General features: G+C 66.0%; 13 protein-coding genes. 11 read left to right on the top strand and 2 right to left on the bottom strand.

The window, feature by feature from the left end:
• The first annotated feature begins 35 nt into the window (after positions 1-35).
• From ACV17W_RS11070 to ACV17W_RS11040, 7 genes are all read left to right on the top strand, one after another.
• A complete protein-coding gene (locus ACV17W_RS11070; protein ID WP_462592388.1) occupies positions 36-581 on the top strand; it encodes a GbsR/MarR family transcriptional regulator in 546 nt (181 codons plus the stop codon).
• 126 nt (positions 582-707) lie between these two features.
• Complete coding sequence (locus ACV17W_RS11065) at positions 708-2,285, top strand: cytochrome ubiquinol oxidase subunit I (RefSeq protein WP_462592387.1); 1,578 nt, start codon at positions 708-710, stop codon at positions 2,283-2,285.
• Positions 2,286-2,300: 15 nt separating this feature from the next.
• The gene (cydB, locus tag ACV17W_RS11060; protein WP_462592386.1) at positions 2,301-3,455 is read left to right on the top strand and encodes a cytochrome d ubiquinol oxidase subunit II; all 1,155 of its coding nucleotides are present in this window, start codon (positions 2,301-2,303) and stop codon (positions 3,453-3,455) included.
• Between the two features lie 13 nt (positions 3,456-3,468).
• The gene (gene cydX, locus ACV17W_RS11055) at positions 3,469-3,594 is read left to right on the top strand and encodes a cytochrome bd-I oxidase subunit CydX (RefSeq protein ID WP_462592385.1); all 126 of its coding nucleotides are present in this window, start codon (positions 3,469-3,471) and stop codon (positions 3,592-3,594) included.
• The gene (gene cydD, locus ACV17W_RS11050; RefSeq protein WP_462592384.1) at positions 3,591-5,342 is read left to right on the top strand and encodes a thiol reductant ABC exporter subunit CydD; all 1,752 of its coding nucleotides are present in this window, start codon (positions 3,591-3,593) and stop codon (positions 5,340-5,342) included. Before cydX ends, cydD begins: the two co-directional genes overlap by 4 nt.
• Positions 5,339-7,021: a thiol reductant ABC exporter subunit CydC gene (cydC, locus tag ACV17W_RS11045; protein WP_462592383.1), complete on the top strand. Its 1,683-nt coding sequence runs from the start codon at positions 5,339-5,341 to the stop codon at positions 7,019-7,021. Before cydD ends, cydC begins: the two co-directional genes overlap by 4 nt.
• A gap of 52 nt (positions 7,022-7,073) precedes the next feature.
• Complete coding sequence (locus tag ACV17W_RS11040) at positions 7,074-7,628, top strand: adenine phosphoribosyltransferase (RefSeq protein WP_462592382.1); 555 nt, start codon at positions 7,074-7,076, stop codon at positions 7,626-7,628.
• On the opposite strand, the gene ACV17W_RS11035 is transcribed toward ACV17W_RS11040, so the two are convergent.
• On the bottom strand, positions 7,625-8,548 hold the full coding sequence (locus ACV17W_RS11035) for a LysR family transcriptional regulator (protein ID WP_462592381.1): 924 nt from the start codon (positions 8,546-8,548) through the stop codon (positions 7,625-7,627). The two genes, ACV17W_RS11040 and ACV17W_RS11035, sit on opposite strands and share 4 nt — an antisense overlap.
• A 143-nt stretch (positions 8,549-8,691) precedes the next feature.
• On the opposite strand from ACV17W_RS11035, the gene ACV17W_RS11030 reads away from it, so the two are divergent.
• Positions 8,692-9,048, top strand: coding sequence for a DUF4148 domain-containing protein (locus ACV17W_RS11030; RefSeq protein WP_462592380.1), 357 nt, complete (start codon positions 8,692-8,694; stop codon positions 9,046-9,048).
• Between the two features lie 314 nt (positions 9,049-9,362).
• Complete coding sequence (locus ACV17W_RS11025) at positions 9,363-10,475, top strand: porin (protein WP_462592379.1); 1,113 nt, start codon at positions 9,363-9,365, stop codon at positions 10,473-10,475.
• A 138-nt stretch (positions 10,476-10,613) separates the two neighbouring features.
• Here ACV17W_RS11025 and ilvA read toward each other — a convergent pair whose 3' ends face one another.
• On the bottom strand, positions 10,614-12,122 hold the full coding sequence (gene ilvA, locus ACV17W_RS11020; protein WP_462592378.1) for a threonine ammonia-lyase, biosynthetic: 1,509 nt from the start codon (positions 12,120-12,122) through the stop codon (positions 10,614-10,616).
• Positions 12,123-13,178: 1,056 nt separating this feature from the next.
• Here ilvA and ACV17W_RS11015 point away from each other — a divergent pair.
• Complete coding sequence (locus ACV17W_RS11015; protein ID WP_462592377.1) at positions 13,179-13,745, top strand: YqaA family protein; 567 nt, start codon at positions 13,179-13,181, stop codon at positions 13,743-13,745.
• A gap of 79 nt (positions 13,746-13,824) precedes the next feature.
• On the top strand, positions 13,825-17,784 hold the full coding sequence (locus tag ACV17W_RS11010; protein ID WP_462592376.1) for a DUF3683 domain-containing protein: 3,960 nt from the start codon (positions 13,825-13,827) through the stop codon (positions 17,782-17,784).
• Positions 17,785-17,807: the final 23 nt, after the last annotated feature.

The raw sequence follows: 17,807 nt of genomic DNA, 5'->3' as shown, positions 1-17,807 counted from the left end.
AATTTCAGAAATTCCTGAAATCTAAGTGACAAATTATGCCGCTCAACCCTCAGACGGAACGTTTCGTCCTGCATTTCGGTGAAATGGGCAGCCGCTGGGGCGTGAACCGCACGGTGGGGCAGATCTACGCCCTGCTGTTCCTGGCCCCGAAGCCCCTGAACGCCGATGACATTGCCGAGGCCCTGGGCTTTTCGCGCTCGAACGTGAGCATGGGGCTGAAAGAGCTGCAGTCGTGGCGCCTGGTGAAACTCGTGCACCAGGTCGGCGACCGGCGCGATTACTTCGAAACGCCGCAAGACGTATGGGAAATCTTCCGCATCCTGATGGAAGAAAAGCGCAAGCGCGAGGTCGACCCGACGCTGACGCTGCTGCGCGACAACCTGCTCGAGTCGCCGGCCGGAGAATCCGAGGCCTATGCCCATCAGCGCATGCGTGAAATGCTCGAACTGATCGAGTTGTGCACCGGCTGGTTCGACGAGGTTCATGATCTTCCACCCGAGACGTTGCAAGGCCTGATGAAGATGGGTACGCGGGTACAGAAGGTTCTGGGTTTTGCCGGCAAGCTGCGAGGCCGGGGCTGACATCGCGGCGTTCACGAAGGAATATTCCAATGCATCTGCCGGGCACACGTGTCCTTTGGGCCGCCTCTCGCTCTGCCAGGGCCGGGGCGATTTTGCGGCTTGCCGTGGGTTGTTAGGAAAACAGCCATGATCGATATCGACGTCGTCAACCTGTCGCGCTTCCAGTTCGCCGCGACAGCGATGTATCACTTCATTTTTGTTCCGCTGACCCTCGGCCTGTCATTCATCATGGCCATCATGGAAAGCGTGTACGTCATGACGGGGCGCGACATCTGGCGCCGCATGACCATGTTCTGGGGCACGCTTTTCGGCATCAACTTCGCGCTGGGCGTGGCCACCGGCGTGGTGATGGAATTCCAGTTCGGCATGAACTGGTCGTACTACAGCCACTATGTGGGCGATGTGTTCGGCGCGCCGCTGGCACTCGAAGGCCTGATGGCGTTCTTCCTGGAAGCCACGTTCGTCGGTCTGTTTTTCTTTGGATGGAACCGCCTGTCCAAGGTGGGCCACCTGATGGTGACGTGGCTGGTCGCGTTCGGCACCAACTTCTCGGCACTGTGGATCCTGATCGCCAATGGCTGGATGCAGAACCCGGTGGGCGCCGTGTTCAACCCCGACACCATGCGCATGGAAATGACCGACTTCGCGGCCGTGGTGCTCAATCCCGTGGCGCAGGCGAAATTCGTGCACACGGTCAGCGCGGGATATGTGGCCGGCGCAATGTTCGTGATGTCGATCAGCGCGTGGTACCTGCTGAGGCGTCGCCACATCGACCTGGCCAAGCGCTCGATGGCCGTGGCCGCCAGTTTTGGCCTTGCATCGGCCCTGTCGGTCGTGGTCCTGGGCGATGAAAGCGGCTACCTGACCACCGAACACCAGAAGATGAAAATCGCCGCCATCGAAGCCATGTGGCATACCGAACCGGCGCCCGCCAGCTTCAATCTGTTTGCCATCCCCAACCAGGAAGCGCGCAAGAACGACTTCGCGATTGAAATTCCCTGGGTGATGGGCATCATCGGCACGCGCTCGTTCACGACCCCTTTGCTGGGCATCGATGACCTGGTCAAGCGCGCCGAGGTACGCATCCGCGAGGGCCTGGTTGCGTACGAGGCGATGCAGCGCATACGCGCCAACCCTGGCGATGCCGAGGCGCGGATGACGCTCGACCGCACTTGGCCTCAGTTGGGCTATGCCCTGCTGGTCAAGCGCCATCAGCCCGACCTGAGCAAGGCGACCGATGCCGATATTGCACAGGCCGCTCTGGACACTATCCCGCACGTGGCGCCACTGTTCTGGGCCTTCCGCATCATGGTGGCGGTGGGCATGTACCTGATCCTGTTTTTCGGGGTGGCCTTCTGGCTGGCCTCACGTGGGCAACTGGACCGCCGGCCCGCATTGCTGAAGGTGGCCCTCTGGAGCCTGCCGCTGCCATGGATCGCGATCGAGGCGGGCTGGTTCGTAGCCGAGTACGGACGCCAGCCCTGGGTGATCGAAGGCGTGCTGCCTACGTATTACGCCGTATCGGGCCTGACGGTCACCGACCTGATGATCAGTCTGGGCATCTTCCTGCTGCTGTACACCGTGCTGCTGGTCATCGGGGTGAAGGTGATGCTGCATGCCATCAAGGCCGGACCCAAGTCCGACCGGCCCGCGCCGCCGCCGGCGCAGCCCGACCCGGTTGCCGCCGCGGCCGACGCATACTGATTACGGAGCACGCAAATGGAAAGCTTGATCCCGTTCGACCTGGCCACCCTGCGGGTGATCTGGTGGGCCTTGTTGGGTGCGCTGCTGATCGGTTTCGCCGTCATGGATGGCTTCGACCTGGGCATCGCTGCCTTGTTGCCGGTCGTGGCGCACACCGACGCCGAGCGCCGGGTGGTCATCAACGTGGTCGGTCCCGTGTGGGAAGGCAACCAGGTATGGCTCATTACCGGAGGCGGCGCGATATTCGCGGCATGGCCATTGCTGTACGCGTCGGCCTTCTCGGGTTTCTACATGGCCATGATGCTGGTGCTGGTGGCCCTGATCGTGCGGCCCGTGGGCTTCAAGTACCGCAGCAAGATGGAAGGCACGCGCTGGCGCGGCGCCTGGGACAAGGTGCTGTGCGCCTCCGGCGTGCTGACATCGCTGGTGTTCGGCGTTGCCATGGGCAATCTGATCGTCGGCGTACCCTTCGGGTTCGACGCCAACATGTTGCGGCCGCAGTATCACGGCCATTTCTACCAGTTGTTCAGTCCGTTCGCGCTGCTGGCGGGGCTGTTGAGTGTGTCCATGCTGGTCATGCACGGCGCCGTGCAGTTGGTGTGGCGCACTGACGGCGTCGTTGCCCAGCGTGCGCGCCGTTTCGGCCGCCTGGCCGCGCTGGCCACGCTGGGCCTGTTCGTGGCCGGGGGGTTCTGGGTGGCACACGGCATCGACGGCCATGTGATCACCAGCGTGGCCAACACCATGGCGCCCTCTGACCCGGTGAACAAGACCGTGGCCCTGCAACCCGGCGGCTGGCTGGCCAATTTTGCCAAGTGGCCGCTGGCGTGGGCGGCGCCAGCCATGGGCGTGGCGGGCGCGTTGTTGGTCGCGGCGTTCTTGGGGCGATGCCGCGACTGGCTGATGTTCATCATTTCGGCGCTGTCGGTGTCGGGAATCATCTTGACGGTGGGCCTGGCGCTGTTTCCGTTCCTGATGCCTTCCTCCATCGATCCCCGCTTCGGCCTGACCGTGTGGGATGCGTCATCCAGCCGGCTGACCCTGTGGATCATGCTGCTGGCCACCGCCTTCTTCCTGCCCATCATCACGGTGTATACGTCCTGGGTCTACCACGTGATGCGCGGCAAGGTCACCAGCGAGTCGATCGACGGCACGCCCAATTCTTATTAAGAGGCTGCATAGCATGTGGTACTTCTCGTGGATTCTCGGCCTGAGCCTTGCTTGTGCCTTCGCGATTCTCAACGCCATGTGGTTCGAACTGCGCGAAGGCGCAGAGCACCTGCCCCTCGAGCGCGACGATCAGGCGTGAGCAGCCCGCCGGGATTGTCGCCTGATACGGCGTTGCCGCGGGATCGCGCGGCGCGGCAGCATACGCGCTGGCTCTCCGAACAGGCGCGCGTGGTGCGCGTGCCCCTGGCGCTGGCAGCGGGTGCCCCTCTGCTGGGCGGTCTATTGCTGGTGGGACAGGCGTGGCTGTTGGCCACGGTGCTGGATTCCGCCATCGCCGGCGGCGCACCGCGATCCGACCTGGCGTCCGCCATCGGCGCGATCGCGCTGGTCATTCTGGTGCGCGCCGGGCTGGCGTGGCTGAGCGAGCGCGCCGGCGCGCATGCCGCAGAAACTATCAAGCAGCGGCTGCGTCTGGCCTTGTTCGACCGGCTGCTGGCGCGCGGCCCGGCATGGTCGCGAAGCAGGGTGTCAGGCGAGCTTGCCAGCGCCATCGTCGACCAGGTCGAGGCGCTGGATGGTTTTTTCTCGCGCTACCTGCCATCGGCCGTGGCGGCCGCGGTCTTGCCCGTGGCGTTCGCAGTCGCCCTGTTGCCTCTTGATGTCGTTGCGGGCTTGCTGCTGCTGGTGACCGCGCCGCTGATCCCGCTGTTCATGGCGCTGGTGGGGTGGGGCGCCGAGGCGGCCAGCCGGCGGCATTTCCAGGCCTTCGCCCGGCTGTCCGGCTTCTTTGCCGACCGCCTGCGCGGGCTGTCGACTCTGAAACTGTACGGGCGCGCCGAGGCCGAGGCCCAATCCGTCGCGGCGGCCAGCGATGCGGTGCGGCGCCGTACGATGGCCGTGCTGCGCATCGCGTTCCTGTCGTCGGCGGTGCTTGAATTCTTCGCTGCCCTGGGCGTGGCCGGCATGGCCGTGTACTTCGGCCTGAGCTATCTGGGTTTCCTGGATCTGGGAGGCTCGCCGCTGACTCTGCACATCGGGTTCTTCTGCCTGCTGATGGCCCCCGAGGCCTATGCACCGCTGCGGCAATTCGCCGCCCACTATCATGACCGTGCGGCCGCCCGGGCCGCAGTGGCCGAGATCGATGCGGCCTTCGAGGGCTTGCCGGAACTGGCCCTCGCCGAGACGCCAGTCGACGCCATGGCCGAGCTTGCGACGGGTGAATCGCGCGGCGCCCGCCTGAGCGTGGCGGAATTGTCGGTAAAAGCGCCAGGGCGCGCTGCGCCCGTGCTCGAACGGGCCCGTCTATTGCTTGAGCCGGGCGCGCATGTGGCCCTGATGGGCCCCAGCGGCAGCGGCAAGACTACCCTGCTCGAGACTCTGGGCCGCCTGCGCGCGGGCGAGGGCAGCATCGAGCTGGATCGCCGGGCGCTGGCGGACTGGGACGAAGCGCAATTGCGAGGGCGCGTGGCGCTGGTGGGCCAGCGCCCTTATCTGTATGCCGGCACCATTGCCGACAACATACGCCTGGGGCGTCCGGGCGCCACCGACGCGGAGGTGCGCGAGGCGGCGCGCCGGGCCTGCGTCCTCGAATTCACCCACCCCCTTGCCGACGGGCTTGACACCCGGCTGGGCAGCCGGGGTCTGGGCCTGTCCGGCGGGCAGGCGCGGCGCGTGGCATTGGCGCGTTTATTCCTGCGCGAGCCCGGCCTGATACTGCTGGACGAACCCACGGCGCATATGGACGACGCCACGCAGGCCCGCGTGCTGGACGAGATACTGGCGTTCGCACAGGGCCGGACCCTGTTGCTGGCCACCCATGCGCCCGCGGTGGCGGCTCGGCTGCCGCGCACCTTGCGCCTGGACGGCGGCGCACTGGAAACCGCATGACGGCGCTGCGGATCCTGCTTGCTCTGTACCGCCGGCGCTTGTCCGGCCTGCTGGCCGCGCTGACGCTGGCGCTGCTGACTGTCGCGGCCGGCGTGGCGTTGCTGGGCGTCTCGGGCTGGTTCCTGAGCGCAGCGGCGCTGGCGGGCGCTGGCGCCGCCTTCAACCTGTTCGTTCCCTCGGCCCTCGTGCGGATGCTGTCGTTTCTGCGCATTGCGTCACGTTACGCCGAGCGTCTGGTGGGGCATGCGGCCACCCTGCGCCTGCTCACCGATCTGCGCGCCAGCGTGTTCGACGCCCTGGTGGCTTTGACGCCGCGGCAGCTGGGCCGGTTTCGCGGGGGCGATCTGGTGGCGCGCCTGACCGGCGACGTCGATGCCCTCGATACCGTATTCCTGCATGTGCTGGCGCCCATTGCGACGGCGGGCCTGGCCGCCGCGATACTGGCGGCCGTCATCGGCCAGTGGGCCCCCGCGGCCGCGTGGACCCTGGCGGCAGCCATGGCGGCCGCCTGCCTGGGCCTGCCGGCATGGCTGGCAAGAGCGGGCCGCGAGCCGGGGCGCATCATCCAGGCACGGCATGCGAGGCTGCGGGCGGCCACGCTCGACGCCGTGGAAGGCCACGCCGACCTGGTGGCCTGGCACGCTGGCGTGCAAGTGCGCCAGGCATATGCCCAGCATTGCGCCCAGGCCGCCGAGGCGCGTGGCGGGCAGGTGCGGGTGGCGGCAGCCGGACTCTGGATGTTGCAGGTGCTGTCCGGCATCGGCATCGTGGCCATGCTGTGGTTCGGGCTTGAGGCCCTGTCCGACCGGCGCCTATCCGGGCCGTGGCTCGCGGGCCTGGTTCTGGCCACCATCGGGCTTTTCGAGGTGGCGGGCCCGCTGATGCGAGGGGCTGCCCGGTTGGGATCGTCGGTAGCGGCCGCGCAGCGCATCCGCGCCATCGCGACGCTTCGGCCGGATCGGGCCGAGCCGGCCCACCCGGACCCTCTGCCGGACCAGGGCGTCATTGAATTCACCGGCGTGCGCTACGCGTACCCCGGCACGGGTGGCCTGCCTGGCCTGCCCGTGCTCGACCAGCTGGACCTGCGCGTCGAACCCGGCGAACGCGTCGCCATCACGGGCCCTAGCGGGGCGGGCAAATCGACGTTGTTGTACCTGCTGCTGCGCCTGGAAGAGCCGCAGGCCGGCAGCATACGTTTCGGTGGCGTCGACCTGCGCAGGGCGGCCGCCGAACAATGGCACAGGCGCGTCGCCTGGTTGTCTCAGGACGCCCCGGTTTTCCTGGGCACCCTGCGCACCAACCTGTTGATCGGCGCGCCCGAAGCAGACGACGCGGCACTATGGGCCGCGCTGGATGCCGCCCGGCTGGGAGACTTCACCCGAGGGTCGCCCGAGGGCCTGGACACCTGGGTGGGCGAAACCGGCGCCGCATTGTCGGTCGGGCAGGCGCGGCGCCTGTGTCTGGCGCGCGCGCTGCTGTCGCCCGCGCCCGTGCTCGTGCTGGACGAGCCGACGGCGGGCCTGGACGAAGCGGCCCAGGCCGCCTTCTTCCGCGACCTGGGTCGCGCGGCATCCGGACGCACCGTGCTGCTGGTGACGCATGCGGCGCTGCCGCCGGGCACCGTCCATCGCCGCCTCGCGCTGAGCGATGGCCGCCTGACGGCCACTGCGCTGGCCTAACCGGGGTGCCGCGGTTATAGTGCGCCTTGCTTGACTTCACCGGGCCGTTCCCATGCAGACCGATACTGCCGAACTTATCCGGCGCACCATCCGCACCGTGCCCGACTGGCCGCGCCCAGGGGTCACGTTCCGCGATATCACCCCGTTGCTTCAGGATCCTCGCACGTTCCGGGTCTTGATCGATCTGTTCGTGTACCGCTACATGCGCCAGCGCCTCGACTTGGTGGCGGGCGTCGACGCGCGGGGCTTCATCGTGGGCAGCGTGCTGGCCTATGAATTGAACCTGGGCTTCGTGCCGGTGCGCAAAGAGGGCAAACTGCCGTATAGCACGGTGGCCGAATCCTATAGTCTCGAATATGGCAATTCCACCGTCGAGATGCACACCGATGCCGTGCACACCGGCCAGCGCGTGCTGCTGGTCGACGACCTGATCGCAACCGGCGGCACCATGCTGGCGGCCATCAAGTTGCTGCAGCGCCTCGGGGCCAATGTTGTAGAGGCCGCTGCCATCATCGACCTGCCCGAACTGGGTGGCTCGGGCAAAGTGGCCGCCACGGGCACGCCGTTGTTCACGGTGTGCAGCTACGACAGCAGCGGGCCCACCTAGGCCGCCGCGCTGGCCGCCCACAACGCCGGTTCGGCCAGGCGCGGCTGAATGAAGTCCAGGAATGCCCGCGTCTTCGCGGGCAGTGTGCGTGAAGGCAGCAAGGCGAACAGCGGGACGGGGGTCAGGTGCCAGTCGGGCAGCACCGGCACCAACCCCTTGCCACTGATAGGGTGGTTGGCCGCATCGAAGACCCTCATCGGCAGGGGCGCGATGCCCAGCCCCTGGCCCGCGAGCCGCGACAGGATGCCCACGTTGTTGGCGGCCAGCCGGCCCGACACGGCCACGCGTTCAGTCTGCCCATCCGAATGCAATTCCCAGAACGAATACGCTTCGCTCATGGCGGGCCGCAGGCATTCGTGGTGGCCAAGGTCGGCAGGCGCGCGGGGCGTACCGTAACGCGACAAGTATTCCGGCGACGCGAATAATCGGTTTTCCATCAGTGCGATCTGGCGCGCCACGAGGCTGGAGTCCGGCTGCCTGCCGAAGCGCAGCACCACATCGTATGGGTTCGTGATGGGGTCGATGTGCTGCATGTTCAGGTCGAAATCGCATTCGATATCCGGGTGCTGCGCACGAAACTCGCGGATCACGGCCGGCAGGAACAGCTGGCCCAGGCTCGACGGCATGGATACACGCAAGCGGCCCTTGGGTTGGGTCGCCATGTCCAGCAATTGGTCATGTGCCACGCGCGCTTCTTCCACAATGGGTCGGCACCGCTCAAAGTACAGCATGCCGGCCTCGGTGAGTTCAATGCGCCGGGTGCTGCGTTTCAGCAGCGTCATGCCTATGCTGTGTTCCAGCTCGCTGACTCGCCGCGACAACGTCGATGCGGGCATGTTCAGGGCTTCGGCGGCATGGCTGAAGTTCTTGCGCTTGGCGACCTCGACGAAAAGCGCGATGTCATTGAGCTGGATGTCCATGGGCTTGCGGGTTTGATCTGTCAGATTCAGAACATATCGCATCGCAGGCCAGGAATTGTTCCATCAAAATGGAAAAGTCTGTTCCGATGGCCGCGCCAGCGGCGGTGGCCACGGTAAGATGATGGCGCGCCGGCCACGTTTTCGTGACCTGGCCTTGCACGGTGACCGCCATGTCCGTTTCTTCCAATACAAAAACCCGAGCGCAGGTGCGCGCCGAACTTGCCGCCGCCCGGAAGGCGGGCCAGGTTTCGTCGGGCGAGCTCGACTATCCGCCTGCGGCCGTCACGCCCGCCAGCGCCAAGTCGCGCGCCACGGTGCGCCAGGAACTGCAACAGGCGCGCGCCGCCGGCCAGATGGCTTCGGGCGAACTCGATTATCCGCCCGCCACGCCCGCAGGCGGCACCAAGACGCGCGCCCAGGTGCGCGCCGAACTCGCCGCGGCCAGGCAGGCGGGCGAAGTCAGTTTCGGCGAACTCGACTACCCGCCGTCTCGCCGCTGAGCAAGCGCCCGCCCGCGCACACGCCGGCGCCGCAGCGGCGTGGTTTTCGCGCCACGCGGCGCGCGGGGGCCGGGGCCGTCGCACACGGAACGTCCGGCGGGCGCGTCGGACGGCACCTCTGAATGAAGCGCGCGGGAACGCGCGCGCGAGCCGTGCGATTCATAGTGTTTTTGCAAAACAGCTCCTCAAAAGCGCACTTAATTCCTTGAGTTGATCGGCAGATACTGCGGACGTGCATGTGCCTTCCGGCATCGCCTCGGCCTGGGCGGAATGCGCATGGATCTTTCCTGTCACTTTGCTTTAGGAAACTCATCATGAAAAAAACGCTACTGGCGGTTGCGCTCGCCACCGGCTTTGCAGGCGCGGCCCAGGCGGAAACGTCGGTCACGCTGTACGGGCTGATCGATGCAGGCGTGGGATACAACCAGATCAAGGGCCCTGATGGCAACAAGCAGAGCCGCATCGGCGCCGTCGACGGCGTAAACAGCGGATCACGCTTCGGTCTGCGCGGGGTGGAAGACCTGGGCGACGGCCTGAGCGCGGTGTTCCAGCTGGAAGGCGGCTTCTCGCCCAATAACGGCACGTCGTCGCAGGGTGGCCGGCTGTTCGGACGCCAGGCCACCGTCGGCTTGCAGAGCGAAACCTGGGGCCGCCTGGATTTCGGCCGCCAGACCAACCTGGCCTCGAAATATTTCAGCCCCATCGACCCGTTCGGCCTGAGCTTTGACACCGCCAATATGGGCGCCACGTTCGGTTCGGCCAACACGATGCGCCTGGACAATATGGTGCTGTACCAGACGCCGTCCATATCCGGCGTGAAGTTCGGCATCGGTTATTCGTTCAACGCCGACGACCGCAACACGAGCTCGGGCAACAACTTCCAGACCGGCGACAACAATCGTGTGCTGACCACCGGTCTGCAGTACATCAACGGCCCGCTGACCCTGGCCGCTTCGTACGACCGGATGAATCCCGACAACAGCACCGCGGGCGGCAAGACCGACGGGCACATCCAGCAATACATCGTGGGCGGCGCCTACGACTTCGAGGTCGTGAAAGTGTCTGCGGCCTTCAGCCAGACGCGCGACGGCTGGTTCGTCAGTACCAACCTGGACACGCTGCCCGATGGGGTGCAGAACTATGGCAACTTCCGTACGGTGGACGGGTTCCGCGCCAATTCGTACCTGCTGGGCGTCACGGCCCCGCTGGGCGCCCACACGGTGTTCGCGTCTTGGCAGCGCGCCGATCCGCAGAACGATCGCCTGACGGGTGATGACGCCACCACCAACATCTACAGCGTCGGGTACACCTACGACCTGAGCAAGCGCACCAACCTGTACGCGTACGCCTCGTATGGCGACAACTATGCGTTCCAGGACGACGTGCGCAGCATGGCCGCCGCGGTAGGCCTGCGGCACCGGTTCTAAGCGCGCTGCGCGGTCGGCGCGGGTTGCCGAATGCACGGGCGATCTCCGTCGCCCGTCGAGTGACGACTGACCCCGCGAAGGTTTGCGCCGGCCGTGCGCGTGGCTGGAAAGGAAGGGCCCCCATAAGGGGCCCTTCCGCTACAGGAACAGCCGGTAGGCCGGATTATCGGTCTCGTTGACGTGCGGATACCCCAGCTCGGCGACAAAGGTCTTGAACTGCTTTTTATCCGATGGGGGAACCTGGATGCCGATCAGGATCTGCCCGTAGTCGGCGCCCTGGTTGCGATAGTGGAACAGGCTGATGTTCCAGTCGGGATTCATAGCGTTCAAAAAGCGCATCAACGCCCCCGGACGCTCGGGGAACTCGAAGCGGTACAGCAGCTCGTGGCTGGCAAGGGCCGAGCGGCCGCCCACCATGTGGCGCAAGTGCGTCTTGGCCATCTCGTCCTGGGTAAGATCGAGCGTATCGAAACCGTTGCGGCGGAAGTGCGAGGCGATCTTGTCGGATTCGGCGGGCGAGCTGACCTGCAGGCCCACGAACACGTGGGCACGGTCGGCGTCGGAGATGCGGTAGTTGAACTCGGTGACGCTGCGGTCGCCGACCAATTCGCAGAAGCGGCGGAAACTGCCGCGTTGTTCGGGCATGCTCACGGCGAACACGGCTTCGCGCATTTCGCCCACCTCGGCGCGTTCCGCCACGAAGCGCAGGCGATCGAAGTTCATGTTGGCGCCGCAGGCAATGGCCACCAGGGTCTTGTCTTTGAGCTTGTGGGTTGCCGCGTACTGCTTGGCCGCCGCGACCGCCATGGCGCCCGCGGGCTCGAGCACACTGCGAGTGTCCTGGAACACGTCTTTGATGGCAGCGCAGATGGCGTCCGTATCGACCACCACGTAGTCGTCCACATACTGGCGCGTCAGCCGGAAGGTCTCGACGCCCACTTTCTTGACGGCGGTGCCGTCCGAGAACAGGCCCACATCGTTGAGCTGCACGCGGCGGCCGGCGCGCACGCTGCGCAGCATGGCGTCGGAGTCTTCGGTCTGCACGCCGATGATCTTGATTTCGGGGCGCAGTTGCTTCACATAGGCCGCCACCCCCGAAATGAGGCCTCCGCCTCCGATGGCCACGAAAATGGCGTCGATGGGGCCGGGGTGTTGGCGCAGGATTTCCATGCCCACCGTGCCTTGGCCCGCGATGACATCGGGGTCGTCGAAGGGATGCACGAAGGTGAGTTTTTCTTTTTTCTCGAGCTTTTGCGCGTGATCGTAGGCGTCGGAAAAGCTTTCCCCGGCCAGCACGACTTCGCCGCCGAGGCGCCGCACGGCATCCACCTTGACTTGCGGGCTGGTGGTCGGCATGACGATGACGGCCCGGCAACCCAGCCGGGATGCGGCCAGCGCCACGCCCTGCGCATGATTGCCCGCCGAGGCGGCGATGACGCCCCGGGCGCGGGCCGCGGGCGGCAGGTTGGCCATCTTGTTGTATGCCCCGCGCAGCTTGAAGCTGAATACGGCCTGGGTATCTTCACGCTTGAGCAGCACCGTGTTCGAAATTCGCTGGGACAGCAGAGGGGCGGTTTCGAGGGGAGATTCGACGGCGACGTCGTAGACCTTGGAGGTCAGGATGCGTTTCAGATAATCGGCGGACATGGGGCTGGATTGGCCGGGTGCAATGAAAAAAGAGTGAGGGGGATTATTGCACGGGGGGTATTGGGGGAGGGCGCGATGGAGGGGCGTGGGGGTGGTGAGTTGCGGTTTGTTTGAGGGATCGGGGGTTGGGATGCGGCGTGTTTGAGGGATCAGGTGTGGCAATGCGGCGTGTTTCTGGCGTCGCGCGGGGATGGTGCGATCGGCTTGGCTTCACGGTGCCGTCGGGCGCCCCAAGCGCCCGGCCCGGCCCCGAGGCGCCGCGCCGCTCGCGCCATCCCCGCGCGACTCGCAGCACAGGACACCCGTGACGCCGCCGGGGCATCATGCGTTCTTGCCTGTTCAACCCGCGCTGGAGTGGGGGGAAAAGCGTAAAGGGCCGCCTGATCCCGCCCGCCCTGCGCGAGCGGGATCAGGCATCGGGTTGCCGGCTCGCGAAGATCGCGGGGAGTAAGGGGCGGTGTTCGTTCATACGTCGGCGCCTCATCAGAAGCCCCCCGCACAGCCCGGCAGACCCAACCCTCAATCCGACCTCCTCCAACAAAAAATCCATCCCCATGCCCATGGCCAGCCGCCAGTCGAATGCCTGATCCCGCCCGCGCAGGGCGGGCGGGATCAGGCGGCCCCGCATGGTTTTCCCTCCCACCCCGGTTCTGTATCAGGATGCATGAACGCCGGACGTCCCGGCGGTGTGCGGCGGCGTTTGGGGGCGCGAGTCTTGGGGAGGGGGTGCGGAGGGCGCGGCGCCTCGGGGCCGGACCGGGCGCTTGGGGCGCCCGACGGCACCGTGAAGCCAAGCCCTCCGCGCCCCTCCCCAAGACGGCCCAGGGAACCCCCACCAACCCCCCACCAACCCCCCACCAAACTCCCACCAAACTCCCACCAAACTCCCACCAAACCCGTACCAAACCCGTACCCCACCGCGTACCCCACGCGTACCCCCACCCGTACCCCACGCGTACCCCCACCCGTACCCCCACCCGTACCACCCCGCACCCCCAAGCCCGGCCCACCCCCGCGCACCCCTGGACCCGCCAACCAGCTAAACTCCCGCCCATCATGGAACAAAGCCTGCTGAACGCTGTGCACTGGTTGCTGGCGCTGGTGGCGCTGCCAGAGGTCGGGCTGCCGGCCATTTTTCTGGTCAGCATCATTTCGGCGACCCTGTTGCCGCTGGGATCCGAACCGGCGGTGTTCGGCTTCGTGAAATTGGTGCCCGATATGTTCTGGCCCGCTGTGCTGGTCGCCACCGTCGGCAACACCCTGGGGGGCGCGATCAGCTACGCCATGGGCCTGGGCGCCCACCGGGCCCTCGAGCGCTGGCGCGAAAAACATCCCCAGCCGCCTCGCGACGGGCATGCCGGGCCGGCCGGAGCCCACCCTGGCGGGCCGGCTGACCGCATGGCCGGGCGTTGGCACATGCATGCCCACGACTGGCTGCACCGGGTCGGTCCGCCGGCGCTGCTGCTGTCCTGGCTGCCCGCGGTGGGCGACCCGCTGTGCGCAGTGGCAGGCTGGCTGCGCCTGGCTTTCTGGCCTTGCGTGATCTACATGGCCATCGGCAAATTCGGGCGCTACGCCGTGATGACGGCCGGCCTGCTATGGTTTTTTCCCCAGCCTGCCTGAGCCGTCCGGAGGGCTTCGGGGGCCTTCCGCGCACAATGTCTTAAAATGATTCTTTAAGGGCCTATTCCCTCCGTTGTCCATGAACGCCCCCCTCGCCAGCCAAATCCTGTCCGCGGCGATACCGCCCGCCGCCACCTCGCGGTTACGCGAAATCCCCTACAACTACACTTCGTTCTCCGATCGTGAGATTGTCGGCCGCCTGCTGGGCGAAGATGCCTGGCAATGGTTGTCCGATTTGCGTGGCGAACGCCGCACCGGCCGGTCGGCCCGCATGCTGTACGAGGTGCTGGGCGATATCTGGGTGGTCAGCCGCAATCCTTATCTGCAGGACGACCTGCTCGACAACCCCAAGCGGCGCAAGCTGCTGGTCGAGGCCCTGCATCACCGCCTGGGCGAGATCGACAAGCGCCGCGAGCCGGACGGCCCCGCCGTCGAAGGCCACGATCCGCACCGCGACGCCAAGGTGGGCGAACTGCTGGCCCGGGCGCGTGCCGCCGTGGCTGCCTTCGAGAACCAGTTCGACCAGACCGCCCATCTGCGCAAGCAGGCGCAGAAGGCGCTCGGACGCATTACCGCGCGGGGCAACATCAAGTTCGACGGCTTGTCGCGGGTGTCTCACGTCACCGATGCCACGGACTGGCGCGTGGAATATCCATTCGTCGTGCTGACCCCGGACAGCGAAGATGAAACCGCGGCGTTGGTGCGGGCCTGTATCGAACTGGGCCTGACCATCGTGCCGCGCGGGGGCGGCACCGGCTACACAGGGGGCGCGATTCCGCTCACCTGGAAATCCGCCGTCATCAATACTGAAAAGTTCGACACGCTGGGCGCGGTCGAATCCTGTATCTTGCCCGGCCGTACCGAGCCGGCCGCCGTCATCTATGCCGGCGCCGGCGTGGTCACCAAGCGCGTGGCCGAAGCCGCCGAGCAGGCCGGTTACGTGTTCGCGGTGGATCCCACTTCCGCCGAAGCGTCGTGCGTGGGCGGCAACATCGCCATGAACGCCGGCGGCAAGAAAGCCGTCCTATGGGGCACCGCGCTCGACAACCTGGCATGGTGGCGCATGGTCGACCCCGATGGCCATTGGCTCGAGGTCACGCGCCTGGACCACAATCTGGGCAAGATCCACGATGTTGACGTGGCGCGGTTTGAGTTGAAGTGGTTCGACGGCGCGGGCAAGCCGGGCGAAAAGCTGATCAAGACCGAGCAGCTCGAAATCGCCGGCCGCGTCTTCCGCAAAGAGGGCCTGGGCAAGGATGTCACCGACAAGTTCCTGGCGGGCCTGCCGGGCGTGCAGAAAGAAGGCTGCGACGGGCTGATCACCTCGGCCCGCTGGGTGCTGCACCGCATGCCCCGCCATACCCGCACTGTGTGCATGGAGTTTTTCGGCCAGGCACGCGATGCCATTCCGTCAATCGTCGAGGTCAAGGGGTATCTCGACGGTGAAGGGCGTGCGCGCGGCGCCATCCTGGCCGGGCTGGAACACCTGGACGAGCGTTATCTGCGCGCGGTGGGCTATGCCACCAAGAGCAAGCGCGGCACGCTGCCCAAGATGGTGCTGATCGGCGATATCGTCGGCGACGATGAAGACGCCGTGGCCGTCGCAGCCAGCGAAGTGGTCCGGCTGGCCAACACCCGCCATGGCGAAGGTTTCGTGGCCGTGAGCCCCGAAGCACGCAAGAAGTTCTGGCTCGACCGGTCGCGCACCGCCGCCATCGCCCGGCACACCAACGCCTTCAAGATCAACGAAGACGTGGTGATTCCGCTGTCGCGCATGGGCGAATATACCGACCACATCGAACGCATCAACATCGAGCTGTCCACGCGCAACAAGATCAAGTTGGTCGATGCCCTCGACGACTTCCTGGCCGCGCCGCTGCCGGTCGGCAAGGTCGAAGACATTGAAGACGAAGCGACGCGCGCCGAGTTGCTGGCCGAGCGTACGCGCCAGGCCGTGGACGTGCTGGCCCTGGTGCGCCGCCGCTGGCAGTGGCTGCTCGACAACCTCGACATGCCCGTACGCCAGGCGCTGCCCGACCTGCCCGGCCTGGGCATGACCCCGCTGCAGGGTGCGCTGGCCGACCGCGTGGCCGCGCAGCCCGACGTCACCATGTTCGACGTGCTGCAAGACCGCACGGTACGCGTCTCCTGGAAGACCGAGCTGCTTGCACCCCTGCAAGGCATTTTCTCGGGCAACATGGGCAAGCATGTCGTCGACGAGATCAAGGCCATTCATGCGCGCGTGCTGAAAAGCCGCGTGTTCGTGGCCTTGCACATGCATGCGGGCGACGGCAACGTGCACACCAACATTCCGGTCAACTCCGACGACTACGAGATGCTGACCGAGGCGCACCAGGCGGTGGCCCGCATCATGCAGATCGCGCGTGATCTCGATGGAGTGATTTCGGGCGAACACGGCATCGGCCTGACCAAGTACGAATTCCTGACCGAAGCCGAACTGGCGCCGTTCCAGGACTACAAGCGGCGCGTCGATCCGCGTGGGCACTTCAATGCCGGCAAGCTGATGCCGGGCGCCGACCTGCGCCACGCCTGGACGCCCAGCTTCAACCTGATGGGCCACGAATCGCTGATCATGCAGCAAAGCGATATCGGCGCTATTTCAGAATCGATCAAAGACTGCCTGCGCTGCGGCAAATGCAAACCGGTGTGTGCCACCCACGTGCCGCGCGCCAACTTGCTGTATTCGCCGCGCAACAAGATTCTGGCCACGTCGCTGCTGGTCGAGGCCTTCCTGTACGAAGAGCAGACCCGGCGCGGGGTGAGCCTGAAGCACTGGGAGGAATTCGAAGACGTGGCCGACCACTGCACGGTATGCCACAAGTGCTACAACCCGTGCCCGGTCGATATCGATTTTGGCGACGTGTCGATGAACATGCGCGCCCTGCTGCGCCGCATGGGCCGCAAGTCGTTCAACCCCGGCACCTCGGCGGCCATGTTCTTCCTGAATGCCAAGGATCCGGCAACCATCAACGCCACGCGCAAGGCCATGGTGGGCGTGGGCTACAAGGCGCAGCGCCTGGCCAACGAGCTGTTGTCGGGCCTGGCGCGCAAACAGACCGCGCATCCGCCCTCGTCGGTAGGCAAACCTCCTCTGCGCGAGCAGGTGGTGCACTTCGTGAACAAGAAGATGCCGGGTGGCCTGCCCAAGCAGAGCGCCCGCAAGCTGCTGGACATCGAAGACGCCAATTACGTGCCCATCATCCGCGACCCGAAGGCCACTACGGCCGACACCGAAGCGGTGTTCTATTTCCCGGGCTGCGGGTCGGAAAGGCTGTTTTCGCAAGTGGGCCTGGCCACACAGGCCATGCTCTGGCATGCAGGCGTGCAGACGGTGCTGCCGCCCGGGTACCTGTGCTGCGGCTATCCCCAGCGCGGCAACGGCATGAACGACAAGGCCGAGCAGATCATCACCGACAACCGCGTGCTGTTCCACCGGGTGGCGAATACGCTGAACTACCTGGACATCAAGACCGTCGTGGTGAGCTGCGGAACTTGCTATGACCAGTTGGCCGGCTATGAGTTCGAAAAGATCTTCCCCGGATGCCGCCTGATCGACATCCATGAGTACCTGCTCGAGAAAGGCATCAAGCTCGAGGGCGCGAAAGGCGTTCGGTACATGTACCACGACCCCTGCCACACCCCCATGAAGCTGCAGGAGCCCATGAAGACGGTGCGCGCGCTGGTGGGCGACGGCGCCATCAAGACCGACCGTTGCTGCGGCGAATCGGGCACGCTGGCCGTCAGCCGCCCGGATGTGTCCACGCAGGTCCGTTTCCGCAAGCAGGAAGAACTGCAGAAGAGCCAGGCGGCCCTGCGGCAAGACGGTTACGAGGGCGATGTGAAGGTGCTGACTTCGTGCCCGTCCTGCCTGCAAGGCCTGTCCCGCTACCAGGACGACACGTCCATGCCCGCCGACTACATCGTGGTCGAGATGGCCCGCCACATCCTGGGCGAGCAATGGATGGAAGACTACGTGGCACGCGCCAACGCCGGCGGCATCGAGCGCGTGCTGGTGTAGAAACCGGCGGGCCCTGCTGCGCG

This window comes from Bordetella sp. MIP270_01_BMS (genome assembly GCF_054958705.1).
The sequence above is the reverse complement of the archived record's forward strand: the minus strand, read 5'-3'. Positions and strand labels throughout refer to the sequence as shown.